Source organism: Stenotrophomonas sp. 220_Sma (assembly GCF_056487375.1).
In genome coordinates this window covers 1,438,156-1,454,983 of record NZ_CM151348.1, presented here as the reverse complement: position 1 = coordinate 1,454,983, position 16,828 = coordinate 1,438,156, and the positions used below count along the sequence as shown (strand labels likewise).

The following is a 16,828-nucleotide window of genomic DNA, read 5'->3' as shown; positions in this document are numbered from 1 at the left end:
TTACTTCAGTTCCGCGCCAAGCGCGTACCAGTCCACCCGGCGGGTCACCCACATCGCCAGCGCCAGGATCACGAACAGCAGCAGCGAACCCATCAGCAGTGCGTTGTTCTCCGACACCAGCAGGCCATACAGCGCGCCATACAACACGGTCAGCAGCGCAGCGAAGCCGAGGCCGCGCTTCCAGTGGCCCAGCACGTTGGCCAGGTACACCGCCTGCAGGCCGATACAGGCCACCGCCGAAACCAGGTAGGCCTTCCAGAACGCGATGTGCTCGGACAGGCTGATCAGCAGCAGGAAGAAGATCGCCAGCGCCAGGCCCACCATGAGGTACTGCAGCGGGTGGATGCGCAGCGACCTGATCAGCTCGAACAGGATGAAGCCAACGAAGGTGAGCAGCACGAACAGCACGCCGTATTTCGAGGCACGGTCGGCCTGGGTGTAGGCATCGACCGGATCAACCAGCGAAACCGTCACCGCCTGCGAGTCGACCGAACCATCACTGCGCAGCTGTCGCTGTGCATCGGAGGCCAGCGAAGACACCGCCCAGCGCGCATCGAAGCCCTGTGCGTCGACGCGACGCTCGTTGGGCAGGAACGCACCGCTGAACGACGGATGCGGCCAGCTCGAACGCAGTGCGATCTTGGTGTCATCGCCCACCGGCACCACCGACAGCATGCGGCTGCCATCCAGGCGCAGCTCGAGTTCGACGGTGCTGGCAGCCAGCGTACCGCCCTGTTCCGCGGCGAAACCGGCCACCGGCGCATGCAGGCCTCGCCCCACCTCGCTGGCCGCACCAACCCCCGGCAGCAGGCGCAGCTGCTTGCCATCCACGCGCAGGTTCGGCGTACCGACCAGGCCACGCACATCGGAAATGCCCACCGCCACATACGGCTGGCCGTAGCTGCGGCCGGCCTTCACCGGATAGTCGTCTGCAGCGAACGTCGCCTTCATCTGGCCGTTCCAGCTGTACACCGGCACCTTGAACAGGCCGACCTCACGCTGGCTCGGCAGCATCTCGCCGCCCACCTCCAGCGACGCCGGCATCTGCAGCCAGTGCCCCTCGGTGACCTGCACCTCGGTCTTCTTGACGCCCAGCGGGTCGACCAGTTCAACCTGCTTGCGTTCCACCCACGGCACCACCCGCACCGGGCCCACCAGCTGCTGTGCACCGGCGCGGCTGTCGGCCACCCGTGAGAAGGCCTCGTCGCGGTACGCGCTACGTTCGTTGATGACCCCGCGGATCATCGTCAGCGGCACCAGCAGCAGCAGGATCAGCCCGCCGACAATGGCGAACCGCAGCAGCATCTTCAGGGATTTCATGGTCCATCCTCGTTGGAGAGGGCTGCAGGATGGACCGCCGCGGTGAGCAGGGTTTGTGGCGAGTTTGAAGCGAGTGTGAAGTCAGCGGCGCGGGCGCTGGCCTGGCACACCCAAAGGCAGCCACAGGCTGGCCACGGTGCCGCCGCCCTCGCGGATATCCACGCTGGCGCGCCCATCATGCAGGCGCGCGACCTCCTGCACGAAGGGCAGGCCCAGGCCGGAGCTGCGACGCCCGCTGCCGGGGCGGGCCAGCGAATAGAAGCGCTCGAACACCCGCTCACGCGCGTAGTCGGGAATGCCGGCGCCACGATCGGCCACCTGCAGGCGCACGCCCTGCCCGTCCACCTCGGCCTGCAGCGCGACCTCCGCGCCGGCTGGCGAGAAGGCAATCGCGTTGTCGATCAGGTTGTGCAGTGCCTGCCGCAGCAGGTAGCCGTCGCCCTGCACCCGCAGGTCGGGCACGTTGCCGATGCGGACCTGCACGCCGGCCGCCTGCGCACGCACCTGCGCGGCGGCCGCTGCATCGGCCAGCAATGCCGGCAGCGCGATCGGATCGCGGGTCTGCAGCCAGCCGTGCTGTTCCACTTCGGCCAGCGCCAGCAGCTTGTCGATGGTCTCGGTCAGCCGCTCCTGCTGGTCGACGATGCTGCGCGCGAAATGCACGCGATCGGCTTCCGGCAGCGGCTCCTGCAGCAGTTCGGCGGCACCGCGGATCGCCGCCAGCGGGCTCTTCATCTCGTGCGTCAGCGACTGCACGTACTGCTCGACGTAGGCCTTGCCCTCCAGCTTGCGGCGCATCGTTTCCAGCGCCTGGCCGAGATCGCCGATCTCGTCGCGACGGCGCCGTGGTGGTGGCACCGGTTCGCCCGCGCTGACCGCGCGTGCATAGCGGCTGAGCTGACCGAGGCCCGTGGTCAGCCACATCGTCACCAGCACGCCGACCAGCGCCGACAGCCCGATCAGCCACGCACCGCGCTCGATGATGGCGCGCTGGCTGGCGGCGATGAACGGATCGATGCTGCGGTTGGGCTGGGCCAGGCTGAGCACGCCGATCAGCGTGCGGCCGTCGGCCGGGTCGTACACCGGCGCCGCCACATGCATCACCGTATCGCCTTCCTCGCCCGGAATCTCGGGGCTGGAACGTGCGCCGTACTCACCGCGCAGGGTGCGGTAGACATCATTCCAGCGCGAGTTGTCGCGGCCCAGGTCACGGCCCAGCGAATCGTAGATGACGATGCCCTTGGCGTCGGTGATGGTCACCCGGTAATCCAGCGAGCGCTTGGGGAAACGCCAGACCATCGCCTTCAGGTCGCGCTGCCGCGCCTTGGCCAGGTTGCGGGTGAAGCTGCCGCTGCGGATGGTGCCGTCCTTGACGTCGGCGGCGGCCATCTCGGCCAGCACGTTGGCCGCATCGACCAGGGTCGATTCCATCGCCTGGCGCACACCGGGCTTCACCTCGTTGACGAACACGCGCATCACGAAGAACGCGGCGATGCCGGTGATCAGGAAGAAGCCGAGGAACAGCTTCAGCACCAGGCGCATCGGCTAGACCTCCAGCGCGTAGCCGAGGCCACGGTGGGTACGGATCGGATCGTCGCTGGCACCGGCCGCACGCAGCTTGGCGCGCAGCGTCTTGACGTGGGTATCGACGGTGCGGTCGGCACTGTCGGCACTGCTGTCCCAGCCCCGGTCCATCAGCTGGGCGCGGCTGAGGATGGCGCCGGGACGCTGCAGCAGCGCCTCCAGCAGCGCATATTCGTAGCGGGTCAGGTCCAATGCCTGGCCACGGAAACGGATGCGCCGGCCCTCGCGGTCGATGGCGAACGCGCCATGCTCCTGCCAGCCCGCATCGGCGCTGGGCGCTGCGACGACCGGCGCCGCACGGCGCAGGCGTGCACGCACCCGCGCCACCAGCTCGCGCGGCGAGAACGGCTTGGTCATGTAGTCGTCGGCGCCCAGTTCCAGGCCGAGCACGCGGTCCACTTCGTCGTTGCGCGCGGTCAGGAAGATCACCGGCAGCTGCGCCGCCGGCCCGGCCTGCGCACGCAGCCGCCGGCAGACCTCGAAACCGCCCAGGTCCGGCAGGCCCACGTCCAGCACCAGCACATCGATATCGCCGTCCTGCAGCCGTTGCAGGGCCTCGCCGCCCAGCAGGCAGTGGCTGGCGGCATAGCCCTCGCTGCGCAGCGCATAGAGCACGGTTTCGGCGATGGCGGCTTCGTCCTCGACCACCAGGACATGGGCAACAGGAGCTGTCATGGCGCGCAGCATAGCCGCTGCGGCCGCCGCCCCGTACACTGCCGCCCATGAACTATCGCCACGCCTTCCATGCCGGCAACCACGCCGATGTGCTCAAGCACATCGTGCAGCTGGCCCTGATCGACAGCTTCAAGCGCAAGGACAGCCCGTTCTTCGTGCTCGACACCCACGGCGGCGCCGGCCGCTACCTGCTGGCCAGCGAAGAGAGCCGCAAGACCCTCGAGGCTGAATCGGGGATCATGCGGCTGATGGCCCAGCCCAAGCTGCCCGAGGTGGTCGAGCGCTATCTGAAGGCGGTGCAGGCCGATAATCCGGTGGGCGCCCTGACCAACTACCCGGGATCGCCGCTGCTGAGCGCGCAGGCGATGCGCGCGCAGGACCGCATGGCGGTCTGTGAGCTGCAGGAAGCCGAAACGGCCACGCTGAAGGCCCTGTTCGCCCATGACAGCCGCGTCGACGTGCGGGCGGGCGATGGCTATGCGCTGCTGCGCTCGCTGCTGCCGCCGAAGTTCAACGGCAGCAAGATCGGCCGTGGCCTGGTGCTGATCGACCCGCCCTACGAGGCCCAGGACGCCGAATACCAGGCCGTTCTGGCCGCCCTGGCCGAAACCCTGGCGCGCTGGCCGCAGGCCACGTGTGCCGTCTGGTTCCCGATCAAGCAGCGCCGCACCATCCTGCACTTCCTGCGCAAGGCCACCGCCCTGCCGGTGAAATCGGCGATGACGATCGAGTTCCTGGTGCGCCCGGACGACTCACCGCTGCGCCTCAACGGCAGCGGCATGCTGCTGCTCAACCCGCCCTGGCAGTTCGACCGGGTGGTCGGCCCGGCCCTGCCGGCGCTGCGCCAGCACCTGGGTGAACCCGGGGCCAGCACCCGCCTGGATTGGCTCAAAGCACCCGAATAACGGCCTTCACGAGGCTGTACCGTCGTGAGCCTTTCGTTCACGGAATGCAGCCCCGGTGATGCCACAATCGATGGACCACCAAGGAATCACCCGGTATGGCCACTCGCAACCGCATGCCGCCCTGGCATGAGATCTTCAAGGCTCCCAGCGGCCACGAGCTGCTGATCCGCCCCATCCGCCCGGAAGATGGCGCACCGCTGCAAGCGGCGTTCAGCTTGTTCGGGCCGGAAGAAATCCGTGATCGTTTCCTGCAGGCGGTGACCGAGCTGTCGCCGGAAACCACCCAGCGCCTGACCCACCCGAATCCCAAGACCGAGATCACCCTGGTCGCTGCCGAATCCCTGCCCGCTGGCGAAGCGGTGGTCGGCGCGGTCGCCCGGGCCTCGATCATCCCCGGTACCCGTGAAGCCGAGTACGCGATCCTGATCAGCCGCTTCCTGATCGGCCAGGGCCTCGGCCGGCAGCTGATGCGCAAGCTGGTGAAGTGGGGCCGCGGCAAGTACCTGGACCGCCTGTACGGCGACGTCGCCGCCGAGAACGAGCCGATGAAGCAGCTGGCCGCCTCGCTGGGCTTCAAGCCGGTCCCGCACCCCACCGGTGCCGAAGGCCTGGTGCGGATGGTGCTGGAACTGGACAACTGAAGGATTCGCCGGGCGTGCCCGGCGACGCATGTTTCGACAGTCGAGCAAGCTCGACTCTACGGGATGCGCCGGGCTCTGCCCGGCGACGCCTCCCGGTAGTGCCGGCCGCTGGCCGACATTCCGATACCCCAACGGCACATGAGGCGGCCGGCCAACGGCCGGCACGACTCGCCGGGCTTCGATCGGGCTTCTGCTAAAATCCGGGGTCCATGTCGCGTACCTCATACCCCGCCCCGCCGCTGCCGCGCGCCGGCCAGCTCCGCGCCTGGTGGCGCGCCCCCGCATCGCCGACCGCCCTGGCCTGGTACCTGGCCCAGGCCGCGCGTGCGCACGACGCCCCGCTGCTGGTGATCGCCCGTGACAACCACGGTGCCAACCAGCTCGAAGCCGACCTGCAGACCCTGCTCGGCGGTGACCCGGCCCTGCCGGTGGTGGCCTTCCCGGACTGGGAAACCCTGCCCTACGACCGCTTCAGCCCGCATCCGGACATCATTTCGCAGCGACTGTCCGCCCTGCACCGCCTGCCCACGCTGAAGCGCGGCCTGGTGATCGTGCCGGTGCAGACCCTGCTGCAGCAGCTGGCCCCGCGCAGCTACGTGATCGGTGGCAGCTTCGACCTGAAGGTCGGCCAGCGCCTGGATCTGGAGGCCGAGAAGCGCCGCCTGGAAAGCGCCGGCTACCGCAACGTACCGCAGGTGATGGACCCGGGCGACTTCGCCGTGCGCGGCGGCCTGCTCGATGTGTTCCCGATGGGCGCCGAGGAGCCGCTGCGGGTGGAGCTGCTGGACGAGGACATCGACTCGATCCGTGCCTTCGACCCGGAAAGCCAGCGCTCGCTGGACAAGGTCGAGGCGGTGCACATGCTGCCGGGCCGCGAAGTACCGATGGACGAAGCCAGCATCGCCCGCGTGCTGGCCACGCTGCGCGAACGCTTCGATGTCGATACCCGGCGCAGCGCGCTGTACCAGGATCTGAAGTCCGGGCTGGCCCCGGCCGGCGTCGAGTACTACCTGCCGCTGTTCTTCGAACGCACCGCGACCCTGTTCGACTACCTGCCCGACGGCAGCCTGCCGGTGGTCTGCGCCGGTGCCGGCGAAGCCGCCGAGGCGTTCTGGGCGCAGACCGGCGAGCGTTACGAGCAGCGCCGCCACGATGTGGAACGGCCGCTGCTGCCGCCGTCGGCGCTGTATCTGTCGCCGGAACTACTGCGCGAGCGTCTGAACGATGCCCCGCGCATCGAAGTGTGGTCGGCTGACCACGCGCGCATCGCCGATGCCCATGCGTTGGGCGACCAGCCGCTGCCGCCGCTGCCGGTGGCCGCGCGCGAGGCCCCCGCTGGCGACGCGCTGAAATCCTTCCTCGGCCATTATCCGGGCCGGGTGCTGATTGCCGCCGATTCGCCCGGGCGTCGCGAGGCGCTGCTGGAAGTGTTGCAGGCCGCCGAGCTGAAGCCGCCGGTGGTGGCCGACCTGCCCAGCTTCCTCGCCGACGATGCGCGCTTCGCGATCGCGGTGGCGCCGCTGGAGGATGGCTTCGCACTGGACGATCCGCGCATCGCGGTGCTGACCGAGCGCCAGCTGTTCCCCGAGCGCGCCGGCAGCACCCGCCGCACGCGCCGTGCCGGCCGCGAGCCGGAAGCGATCATCCGCGACCTCGGTGAACTGACCGAGGGTGCGCCGATCGTGCACGAGGACCATGGCGTCGGCCGCTACCGCGGCCTGATTGCGATGGACGTCGGCGGCATGCCCGGCGAGTTCCTGGAAATCGAATACGCCAAGGGCGACCGCCTGTATGTGCCGGTCGCCCAGCTGCACCTGATCAGCCGCTACTCCGGTGCTTCGGCGGAAACCGCGCCGCTGCATTCGCTGGGCGGCGAACAGTGGAGCAAGGCCAAGCGCAAGGCCGCCGAGAAGGTGCGCGACGTCGCTGCAGAGCTGCTGGAGATCCAGGCCCGCCGCCAGGCGCGTGCCGGCCTGGCACTGCAGGTGGACCGCGCGATGTACGAGCCGTTCGCCGCCGGTTTCCCGTTCGAGGAAACGCCGGACCAGCTGGCCGCGATCGACGCCACCCTGCGCGACCTGGCCAGCAGCCAGCCAATGGACCGCGTGGTCTGCGGCGACGTCGGCTTCGGCAAGACCGAGGTGGCGGTGCGTGCCGCGTTCGCCGCCGCCAGTGCCGGCAAGCAGGTGGCCGTGCTGGTGCCGACCACGCTGCTGGCCGAACAGCATTACCGCAACTTCCGCGATCGCTTCGCCGATTACCCGCTGAAGGTCGAGGTGCTGTCGCGCTTCAAGACCACCAAGGAAATCAAGGCCGAGCTGGAAAAGGTCGCCGCCGGCACCATCGACGTCATCGTCGGTACCCATCGCCTGCTGCAGCCGGACGTGAAGTTCAAGGACCTGGGCATGGTCATCGTCGACGAGGAGCAGCGTTTCGGCGTACGCCAGAAGGAAGCGCTGAAGGCGCTTCGCGCCAACGTGCACCTGCTGACCCTGACCGCCACGCCGATTCCGCGCACGCTCAACATGGCCATGGCCGGCCTGCGCGACCTGTCGATCATCGCCACGCCGCCGCCGAACCGGCTGGCGGTGCAGACCTTCATCACCCAGTGGGACAATGCGCTGCTGCGCGAAGCCTTCCAGCGCGAGCTGGCGCGTGGTGGCCAGCTGTACTTCCTGCACAACGACGTGGAAAGCATCGGCCGCATGCAGCGCGAGCTGTCCGAGCTGGTGCCGGAGGCGCGCATCGGCATCGCCCACGGGCAGATGCCCGAGCGCGAGCTGGAAAAGGTGATGCTTGATTTCCAGAAGCAGCGCTTCAACGTGCTGCTGTCGACCACGATCATCGAATCGGGCATCGACATCCCCAACGCCAACACCATCATCATCAACCGCGCCGATCGCTTCGGCCTGGCCCAGCTGCACCAGCTGCGTGGCCGCGTCGGTCGTTCGCACCACCGCGCCTACGCCTACCTGGTGGCGCCCGACCGCCGCTCGATCACCCCGGATGCGGAAAAGCGCCTGGAAGCGATCGCGTCGATGGACGAGCTCGGTGCCGGCTTCACCCTGGCCACGCACGATCTGGAAATCCGCGGTGCCGGTGAACTGCTGGGCGAGGACCAGAGCGGGCAGATGGCCGAGGTCGGCTTCAGCCTCTACACCGAGCTGCTGGAGCGCGCGGTGCGCAGCATCAAGCAGGGCAAGCTGCCCGACCTGGATGCCGGCGAGGAAGTGCGCGGTGCCGAAGTCGAGCTGCATGTGCCGGCGCTGATTCCGGAAGACTACCTGCCGGACGTGCACACCCGCCTGACCCTGTACAAGCGCATTTCCAGCGCGCGCGACAGTGATGCGCTGCGCGAACTGCAGGTGGAGATGATCGACCGCTTCGGCCTGCTGCCGGATGCGGCCAAGCACCTGTTCGCCATCGCCGAGCTGAAGCTGAAGGCCAACACCCTCGGCATCCGCAAGCTGGACCTGGGCGAGAACGGTGGCCGCATCGTGTTTGAGTCCAAGCCGAACATCGACCCGATGGCGGTGATCCAGCTGATCCAGAAACAACCCAATCTCTACGCCATGGAAGGGCCTGACAAGCTGCGCATCAAGCACCCGCTGCCGTTGCCGGAAGACCGCTTCAATGCGGCCCGCGCCCTTCTGACCACCCTCGCCCCGGGTTGATCGCCCCCGAATACCCCGCACCGGTCCCCACCCGGTGCGGGCGGATGACCATGTTTCCTGACGCCGTACCCGCCCCCGACCTGCTGCACGCGCAGGCCTGCCTGATCGATGCCCTCTCGATGTCGCTGCAGATGCGCGACGCCTACACCCGCCACCATTGCGACCGCGTTGGCCTGCTCGCGCAGCGCCTGGCCACGCACTGCGATCTCGACGACGATGCCTGTTCGCAGATCGGCCTGGCCGCGCGCTTCCATGACATCGGCAAGATCGGCATTCCCGACGATGTACTGCTGACACCGCGCCGGCACACCGACGAGGAACGCGCGATCATGCGCGAGCATCCGGTGCGCGGCGAACACATCTTCCTGGCCACCGGCCGCAGCGATGCAGCACCGGTCGCGCGGCTGATCCGCGCCCATCACGAAGCCTTCGATGGCAGCGGCTATCCCGACGGCCTGCGTGGCGAGAGCATTCCGCTGGGCTCACGCATCGTCACCGTTGCTGATGCCTACGATGCCATGACCAGCGTGCGCCCCTACCGCGCGGCGATGGAACGTGAGACTGCGTTGCGCATCATCGACGAGCAGTCCGGCGGCCTGATCGATCCCTATGTGCTGCAGCGCTTCCATCGCATGCTGGCGCAGGAACCAGCGCTGGCCTGAGATCCGCCGGGCATGGCCCGGCGCTACCGATCAGACAAACAAAAGGCCCGGCATTCGCCGGGCCTTCTGCATCACGCATCACGTGCGATCGATTACCAGATCACCACGCGCTTGTCGTCGGCACGCACCATCGCGTCGCCGGCCTTGCACTGGAACGCAGCGGCATACGACGGCATGTTCGACGGCGCGCCGTTGGCACGGAAGTTGGCCGGCGCGTGCGGGTCGGTGTTCAGGCGGACGCGCAGCTCACCGTCGGTGAAGTTGCGGCGCCACACGGTGGCCCAGTTCATGAAGAAACGCTGGTCCTGGCTGTGACCATCGACTTCGACATTCGCCTTCGGATCTTCCTTCAGCGCCATCTGCAACGCGTCGTAGGCCACGGTCAAGCCGCCCAGGTCGCCGATGTTCTCGCCCAGGGTCAGCTTGCCCTTCACGAACACGCCCGGCACCGATTCATAGCCATCGAACTGCGCGACCAGCTGGTCGGTACGTTCGGTGAAGGCCTTGCGGTCGGCGTCGGTCCACCAGTTGTCGAAGTTGCCGTTGGCAGCGAACTGGCTGCCCGAGTCGTCGTAGCCGTGCATCATCTCGTGGCCGATGACCGCACCGATGCCGCCGTAGTTCAGCGCCGGATCGGCCTTGGCGTCGAAGAACGGCGCCTGCAGGATGGCGGCCGGGAACACGATCTCGTTCTTGGTGGCGTTGTAGTAGGCGTTGACGGTCTGCGGGGTCATGCCCCACTCGGTCTTGTCCACCGGCTTGCCGATCTTGTCCAGCATGTAGCGATAGTTGAACGCGCGCGCAGCCTGCATGTTGCCCAGGTAGCTGTCACCGTTGGTCTGCAGGCCCGTCCACTCACGCCACTTGTCCGGGTAGCCGATCTTCGGGGTGAAGCTGGCCCACTTCTCCAGCGCCTTCTTCCTGGTCTCTTCGCCCATCCACGGCAGCTGCTCCAGGCGCGCCTTCAGCGCCACCGAGAGGTTCTCCACCAGATGCTGCATGGCCACCTTGGACTCGACCGGGAACACTGCGTCGACGTACAGCTGGCCCAAGGCTTCACCCATGCCGCCGTTGACCGACTCCAGCACGCGCTTCCAGCGCGGCTGCATTTCCTTCTGGCCACGCAGGGTGGTGCCATAGAAATCGAAGTTGGCCTTCTCGAACTGGCTGCTCAGGTACGGCGAGGCGTCGTCGATGGTGTGGAAGCGCAGGTAGGCCTGCCAGGTGCTGGCCGGCACGTCGGCCAGCATCTTGTCCATTTCACCGAAGAAGCCCGGCTGCGCCAGCGAGAACTTCTGCGCGGCCGGCACCTTCAGGGTGTCGAACAGCGCGGTCCAGCTGAAGTTCGGGGTCAGCTTGTCGGCGTCAGCCGCGCTGAGCGGGTTGTAGCGCTTGGCCGGGTCACGCATTTCGATGCGCGACATCGAGGCCTTGGCCAGACGGGTTTCGAAGGCCATCACGGCCTTGGCCTGCTCGGCAGCCTGCGCCGCGTCCACGCCAGACAGCGTCAGCACCTGCGCGATGTAGGCCACGTAGGCGTCGCGGATCTTGGCCTGCGCGTCATCGAAGTAGTAGCCCTTCTCCGGCAGGCCCAGGCCGCCCTGGCCGACAAAGGCGATGACGTTGGCCGAATCCTTGTAGTCGGCATTGGCGAACAGCGAGAACAGCACGCCCTTGCCCTCGGCCTGGCTGTCGCGCAGGTACTGGGTGATGGCGGCGGTATCGTTCAGCGCGGTGATCTTGTCCAGCTGCGGCTGCAGCGGCGCCAGGCCGGCGGCTTCGATCTTGGCTTCATCGTTGCCGGTCTTCCAGATGTCGCCGATCTTGGCTTCCACCGAGCCGGCCTTGGCCTGGCTGGCCGCGGCCTGCTGCACCAGTGCGTGCTGCACTTCCAACGAGCGCTCGCGCAGGATCTCGAAGCTGCCCCAGGTGGTCTGGTCGCCCGGCACCGGGTTGGCCTTCAGCCACTTGCTGTTGACGAAGCCATTGAGGTCGGTACAGGCCGAGATGGACGGATCCAGGTCGGCGCTGTTGAGCGAGATCAGCGGCGTCTTGATCTGCGACAGGTCGAAGGCCGGCTTGGCGTCGGCGCTGGCCGCCGGCGCGGTTTCATTCTTGCCACAGGCCGCCAGCGAGGCAGCGATGGCGATGGTCAGGCCCAGCGGGACCAGGTTGCGGACGTTCATGAGGCTCTCCTGCGGGTAATTTCACAGGGTAGCCGGGGAGCCCTGCGGTGGGACCGGCCAAAGGTCACAGGACGCGCTTATGTAGAGTCGAGCCATGCTCGACTGCTCTCCGTTCCGGGTTTATTGTCCTTGCGGCAAGAGGCCAACAGCAGTCGAGCATGGCTCGACTCTACAAAAAGCGAAGGCCGGCTTGCGCCGGCCTTCTGTTTTATTTCGCCTTGCCCTGGTTGGCCACGGCTTCAGCGGCCTTGCGCGCTGCTTCCGGGTCGCCCAGATAGCGGAACGACTTCACCGTCAGGTCGTCGTTCAACTCGAACAGCAGCGGGATGCCGGTCGGGATGTTCAGCTCGAGGATTTCCTCGCGCGAGACGTTGTTGAGGTACTTGTACAGCGCGCGCAGCGAGTTGCCGTGGGCGGTGACCAGCACGGCCTTGCCGTCCTTCAGCTGCGGCGCGATGGCGTCGTGCCAGTACGGCAGCACGCGGTCCAGCGTGGTGGCCAGCGATTCGGTGCCCGGCAGCGCGTTGCGGTCCAGGCCAGCGTAGCGGCGGTCATGGATCGGGTGGCCCGGATCTTCCAGGTCCATGGCCGGCGGCGGGATGTCGTACGAACGACGCCACACCTTGACCTGGTCCTCGCCGTGCTTGGCGGCGGTCTCGGCCTTGTCCAGGCCCTGCAGGCCGCCGTAATGGCGTTCGTTGAGGCGCCAGGACTTGTTCACCGGCAGCCAGTCCTGTTCCAGCTCGGCCAGTGCACCCTGCAGGGTGTGGATGGCACGCTTGAGCATGGAGGTGTGGGCAACGTCGAACTGCAGGCCTTCCTCGCGCATCAGGCGACCCGCGGCGGCCGCTTCCCGGCGCCCCTGCTCGGTCAGGTCGACATCGACCCAGCCGGTGAAGCGGTTGTCCAGGTTCCACTGGCTCTGGCCATGGCGCAACAGTACGAGTTTACGGGTCACTGCAGGGTCTCCAACGCGAGGAAAGGCAGGCCGCCATTGTAGCCCCGGGCGCCGCTCACCGGGCCGTGCCGCCGCGCATGCGATGCTGTGACCAATGAATACGGTGATCGACCCCGGGCGCTGGGAAGGCAGCGTCGCCGCGGCACGCAAGCAGCAGCTCCAGCTGGCTGGCCGCGTGGAGCGCCAGGACCGCCTGCCACGCAACGTGCGCTGGCTGGCCGGGCTGGATGTCGGCTTCGAGGACGATGGCGCCATCACCCGCGCCGCGGCGGTACTGCTGGACGCAGAGACGCTGCAGCCCGTGGCGCAGGAGATCGCGCGCATCCCCACGGTGATGCCCTATATCCCCGGCCTGCTCAGCTTCCGCGAGCTGCCGGCACTGCTGGCCGCGCTGGCGCTGCTGCCGCGCACGCCGGACCTGGTGTTCGTCGATGGCCATGGCATCAGCCACCCGCGACGATTGGGCGTGGCCGCGCATCTGGGCGTGGTCACCGACCTGCCGAGCATCGGCGTGGCCAAGTCGAAGCTGGTGGGCAGGTTCGTCGAACCGGGCGCCGAGGCCGGTGCGCATACGCCGCTGCTGGATGGCGATGAACAGTTGGGCTGGGTGCTGCGCAGCAAGCTGCGCTGCAAGCCACTGTTCGTGGCCGGCGGCCATCGGGTCAGTGCGGATACCGCGCTGGACTGGGTACAGCGCACCCTGCGCGGGTACCGGCTGCCGGAGCCGACCCGGCTGGCGGACCGGCTGGCCTCGCGACGGGACGAATGACCACACCGGGCACCGCCCGGCGCGGTCGTCATCCTCGATCAACGATGCACGTGGCCGCGGTGGCCCTGCGCGTCCTCGCCGTGGTCATGGCCTTCATGGCCCTCGTGCTCGCCGGCCTTGGCCGGCGCCGGCTCACCACAGGCTTCGCCGCAATGGTCCGCTTCGATCTGCAGCGTCACGTGCTCGATGCCGAAGTCATCGTGCAGGCGCCCGCCCAGATCACGACGCAGCGCATCGGCATCGGTGCCGTCGCGCATCACGATGTGCGCGGTCAGCGCCGGGGTGCTGGAGGCCAGCGCCCACACATGCAGGTCATGCACGTCCAGTACCGCAGCGTGGCCGGACAGGCTGTCGCGCACCTTGGCCACGTCCATGCCCTTGGGCACGCCTTCCAGCAGCACGTTGATCGCTTCGCGCATCAGCACATAGGTGCGCGGCAGTACCCACAGGCCGATCAGCACCGCCAGGATCGGGTCGATCGGCTTCCAGCCGGTCCACTTGATCAACAGCGCGCCAGCAATCACGGCCACCGAGCCGAGCATGTCTGCCCACACTTCCAGGTAGGCACCCTTCACGTTGAGGCTCTCGCCGCTGCCGGCCTGCAGCAGGCGCATCGAGATCAGGTTGATGACCAGGCCCGCCGCGGCAATCACCAGCATGCCCGACGAGGCAATCTCCTGCGGCTCGCGGAAACGTCCAATGGCCTCCCACAGGATATAGCCGGCGACCACGAACAGCATCGCGCCATTGATCATCGCGCCCAGCGCTTCCAGGCGTGCATAGCCGTAGGTGCGGCGCGCGTCCGGCGGGCGCCGGCTCAGCCGCACCGCGACCAGCGCGATCATCAGCGCTAAAGCGTCGGTAGCCATGTGCGCCGCGTCGGACAGCAGCGCCAGGCTGTTGGTCCAGAACGCGCCCACCACCTCGACGACGAGGAAGGTGGAGGTCAGGCCGAGCGCCCACCACAAGGGTTTCTCGTGGCGGATCTCGGATGGCAGGTGATCGTGGTCGTGGCCCATGGCAACAGCTCCTTTGCGATGGGAGGCAGGCTACGCCGGAGGGCGTTGGGAAACTATCACGGTGTTTATAACATTGCAGGCCACGCGGTCCCTCACCGGGCATGGCCCGGCGCTACCGGAGCGCGGCCGGCAACGCCAGGCCACGCCTGGCGGACGCAGCGGACCGACGTCCGCCTGCGGTCAGAACCCGAAGCGCAGGCTGGCCCAGTACGCGCGGCCCGGCTCGTTGTAGGTCGCCGCGCCGGCATCGCTGCTGTTGGCCTCGCGGAACAGGCGCTTGTCGGCCAGGTTGTTGACGCCGAAACCGAAGCTGACCGTCTCGGTCACCTTGTAGCGCGCGCTCACGCCCCAGATGTTGTACGCACCACGGTCCTGCAGCGCGATCGACGGATCGCAGGTGCCGGTGCAGCGCGGATCATTGTTGATGTTGGTGGTGGCCGGCTTCTGCTTGCCGTAGAAGGTGCCGGTCAGCAGCAGCGACAGCTTGTCGGTGGCCTGCCAGTCCAGCATCGTGTTGACGGTGTACTTCGGAATTACCGACAGCGGCTGGCCGGTGCTCTTGTTCTCGTTCTCCACCATGTAGGTGAAGTTGTTGCTCCACTTCAGGCGGTTGCCCTGCTCGCCCAGCAGCGGGACCACCAGGTTGCCTTCCAGACCCTGCACGATCGCCTTGGGTGCGTTCTCCCAGCGGAAGATGCGGCCCTTGGTGTCGGCGGTCAGCCCGATCTGGTTGTACCCGGCCTGGATCTTGTCCTTGTAGTCGTTGTGGAAGTAGGTCAACGACGCTTGCCAGCCGCTCTGCGGTGCCCACTCGATACCCAGTTCCTTGTTCAGGCTGGTTTCCGCCTTCAGGTCCGAGTTGCCGCGCATGTAGCAGCCGGCGCCCAGGCTCGGCAGTGCATTCGGGCAGCCATTGCCCCGGGTGTAATACAGATAGTCCGGATTCGACTGGTACAGGTTCGGCGCCTTGAATGCACGGGCGATACCGCCCTTCACCACCCAGTCGCTGTTGATGCGGAACTGCGCGTTGAGGCTGGGGCTGGTGTTGTTGCCGAACTGGCTGTGGTGGTCGAAGCGCAGGCCCGGGGTGACGATCCAGCGCTCGCCCAGGTAGATGTTGTCTTCCACGAACACGGCGGTGGTCTGCGCGTCGGACTTGCCGCGTGCGCGATCGGCCGACAGCCCCGGGATGCCGCCGCCGCTGCTGCTGGACTGGCTCATCGAGTACGGGTCGGTCAGGCGGCTGTCCAGGTATTCAAAGCCCAGCGTCCAGATGTTCTCGGCACCACCCAGCGTGGTCGGGAAACTGACTTCGCCGTCCAGCTGGTAGTTGCGCAGGCGCGAGGTCGACCAGTCGGTGCCGTTGAAGCTGCCCTCCGGGCCACCGGCCAGGCCTTCGTTGATGCGTGAGTTGTTCACCGCCTCCACTGCAGCCGTTACCCGCGAGGTCACATCACCCCAGCGGCCGCGATGGGTGATCGCGCCGGTGTTGCGGTACATGCGGTTGGTCTCGGCCTGCTGCTCGGCCAACGCCCCCAGATCGATCGGTGTCGAGGTACCGGTGGTGCTGACCGCGCGGTCGCCAGCATAGATGTTGCCCTGGCGACTGGTGCCGGCTTCGAATTCGACCACCTGGTTGGCGGTCACGTCCCAGCGCAGCAGCGCGTTGACATCGCGGTTCTTGACGCCCTCGCGACCGGCCGGCGGCACCGCGTTCGGATTCGCCGCGAAGTCACGGTTGAGTTCCAGCGAATCGGCGTCGGTCTTGTTGAGATTGCCGTACAGGCGGAACGACAGGGTGTCGGTCATCGGCCCGCTCAGCTGCAGTCCGACGCGCTCGCTGCCGCCTTCGGCGCTGTGCTCGGGCACCAGGCCATACAGGTCGACCGCGCCGGTCAGGTCGCCGGTCGGGCGCTTGGTGATGATGTTGACCACGCCACCGGAAGCACCCGAGCCATAACGTGCCGCTGCAGGGCCGCGCAGCACTTCGATGCGCTCGATCATTTCCGCCGGCACCCAGTTGGTATCGCCGCGGGTATTGCGCTCACCGCTGCGGCCCATGCGCACGGCATCACGCGCACCGATGCGCTTGCCGTCGACCAGGATCAGGGTGTTTTCCGGGCCCATGCCACGCAGATCGATCTGGCGGTTGTTGCCGTACTGGCCCGACGCACTGTTGCCGGTCAGGTTGACGCCGGGCATGGTCCGCAGCAGCTCGGCGATGTCGTTGGCCGGCGGGCGCCTGGCGATGTCCTCTGCGGTGATGGTCGAGGTACCCAGGGCCTGGCGCGCGATCTGCGAGGCGGTGACGTGCACCGTGTCGATATCGGTGGCGTCGGTTTCGGCGTGGGCGGTCAGAGCGCTGCCGGCCAGCAGGGCGGCAACGGCAAGCGCCAGCGGGCGCGGCGAAAGGACAACGGCAGGGGACATGATCA

Annotated in this window: 12 protein-coding genes; 5 read left to right on the top strand and 7 right to left on the bottom strand. The window is 67.6% G+C overall.

The annotated features are described in order from the left end of the window. The 3 genes from creD to creB form a co-directional block, all read right to left on the bottom strand. Entirely contained in the window at positions 1-1,320 is a 1,320-nt protein-coding gene (gene creD, locus ACZLIB_RS06895) for a cell envelope integrity protein CreD (protein ID WP_478469466.1), read from the bottom strand. Between the two features lie 81 nt (positions 1,321-1,401). Beyond that, positions 1,402-2,862 (bottom strand): two-component system sensor histidine kinase CreC, encoded by a 1,461-nt coding sequence (gene creC, locus ACZLIB_RS06890; protein ID WP_423174412.1) that lies wholly within the window; start codon positions 2,860-2,862, stop codon positions 1,402-1,404. Positions 2,863-2,865: 3 nt separating this feature from the next. Further along, on the bottom strand, positions 2,866-3,591 hold the full coding sequence (gene creB, locus ACZLIB_RS06885) for a two-component system response regulator CreB (protein ID WP_478469465.1): 726 nt from the start codon (positions 3,589-3,591) through the stop codon (positions 2,866-2,868). Positions 3,592-3,626: 35 nt separating this feature from the next. Between creB and ACZLIB_RS06880 the strand changes: the two genes are divergently transcribed. The 4 genes from ACZLIB_RS06880 to ACZLIB_RS06865 all read left to right on the top strand — a co-directional run bounded on the left by ACZLIB_RS06880 (position 3,627) and on the right by ACZLIB_RS06865 (position 9,461). Further along, the gene (locus ACZLIB_RS06880) at positions 3,627-4,484 is read left to right on the top strand and encodes a 23S rRNA (adenine(2030)-N(6))-methyltransferase RlmJ (RefSeq protein WP_024958156.1); all 858 of its coding nucleotides are present in this window, start codon (positions 3,627-3,629) and stop codon (positions 4,482-4,484) included. A 95-nt stretch (positions 4,485-4,579) separates the two neighbouring features. After that, on the top strand, positions 4,580-5,125 hold the full coding sequence (locus tag ACZLIB_RS06875) for a GNAT family N-acetyltransferase (RefSeq protein WP_004150340.1): 546 nt from the start codon (positions 4,580-4,582) through the stop codon (positions 5,123-5,125). Between the two features lie 209 nt (positions 5,126-5,334). After that, the gene (gene mfd, locus ACZLIB_RS06870) at positions 5,335-8,799 is read left to right on the top strand and encodes a transcription-repair coupling factor (RefSeq protein ID WP_478469464.1); all 3,465 of its coding nucleotides are present in this window, start codon (positions 5,335-5,337) and stop codon (positions 8,797-8,799) included. Positions 8,800-8,843: 44 nt separating this feature from the next. After that, positions 8,844-9,461 carry an HD-GYP domain-containing protein gene (locus tag ACZLIB_RS06865; protein WP_032127517.1) on the top strand — a complete coding sequence of 206 codons (618 nt, stop codon included), beginning with the start codon at positions 8,844-8,846 and terminating at the stop codon, positions 9,459-9,461. 92 nt (positions 9,462-9,553) lie between these two features. On the opposite strand, the gene ACZLIB_RS06860 is transcribed toward ACZLIB_RS06865, so the two are convergent. Then, on the bottom strand, positions 9,554-11,647 hold the full coding sequence (locus ACZLIB_RS06860) for a M13 family metallopeptidase (protein ID WP_478469463.1): 2,094 nt from the start codon (positions 11,645-11,647) through the stop codon (positions 9,554-9,556). Positions 11,648-11,855: 208 nt separating this feature from the next. Continuing rightward, on the bottom strand, positions 11,856-12,605 hold the full coding sequence (gene gpmA, locus ACZLIB_RS06855) for a 2,3-diphosphoglycerate-dependent phosphoglycerate mutase (RefSeq protein WP_478469462.1): 750 nt from the start codon (positions 12,603-12,605) through the stop codon (positions 11,856-11,858). 94 nt (positions 12,606-12,699) lie between these two features. Here gpmA and nfi point away from each other — a divergent pair, with 94 nt between their 5' ends. Continuing rightward, positions 12,700-13,374 carry a deoxyribonuclease V gene (gene nfi / locus ACZLIB_RS06850; protein ID WP_189720748.1) on the top strand — a complete coding sequence of 225 codons (675 nt, stop codon included), beginning with the start codon at positions 12,700-12,702 and terminating at the stop codon, positions 13,372-13,374. Positions 13,375-13,412: 38 nt separating this feature from the next. On the opposite strand, the gene ACZLIB_RS06845 is transcribed toward nfi, so the two are convergent. Continuing rightward, a complete protein-coding gene (locus ACZLIB_RS06845) occupies positions 13,413-14,393 on the bottom strand; it encodes a cation diffusion facilitator family transporter (protein WP_107432646.1) in 981 nt (326 codons plus the stop codon). A 180-nt stretch (positions 14,394-14,573) separates the two neighbouring features. Further along, a complete protein-coding gene (locus ACZLIB_RS06840; protein ID WP_121503876.1) occupies positions 14,574-16,823 on the bottom strand; it encodes a TonB-dependent siderophore receptor in 2,250 nt (749 codons plus the stop codon). Positions 16,824-16,828 lie beyond the last annotated feature (5 nt).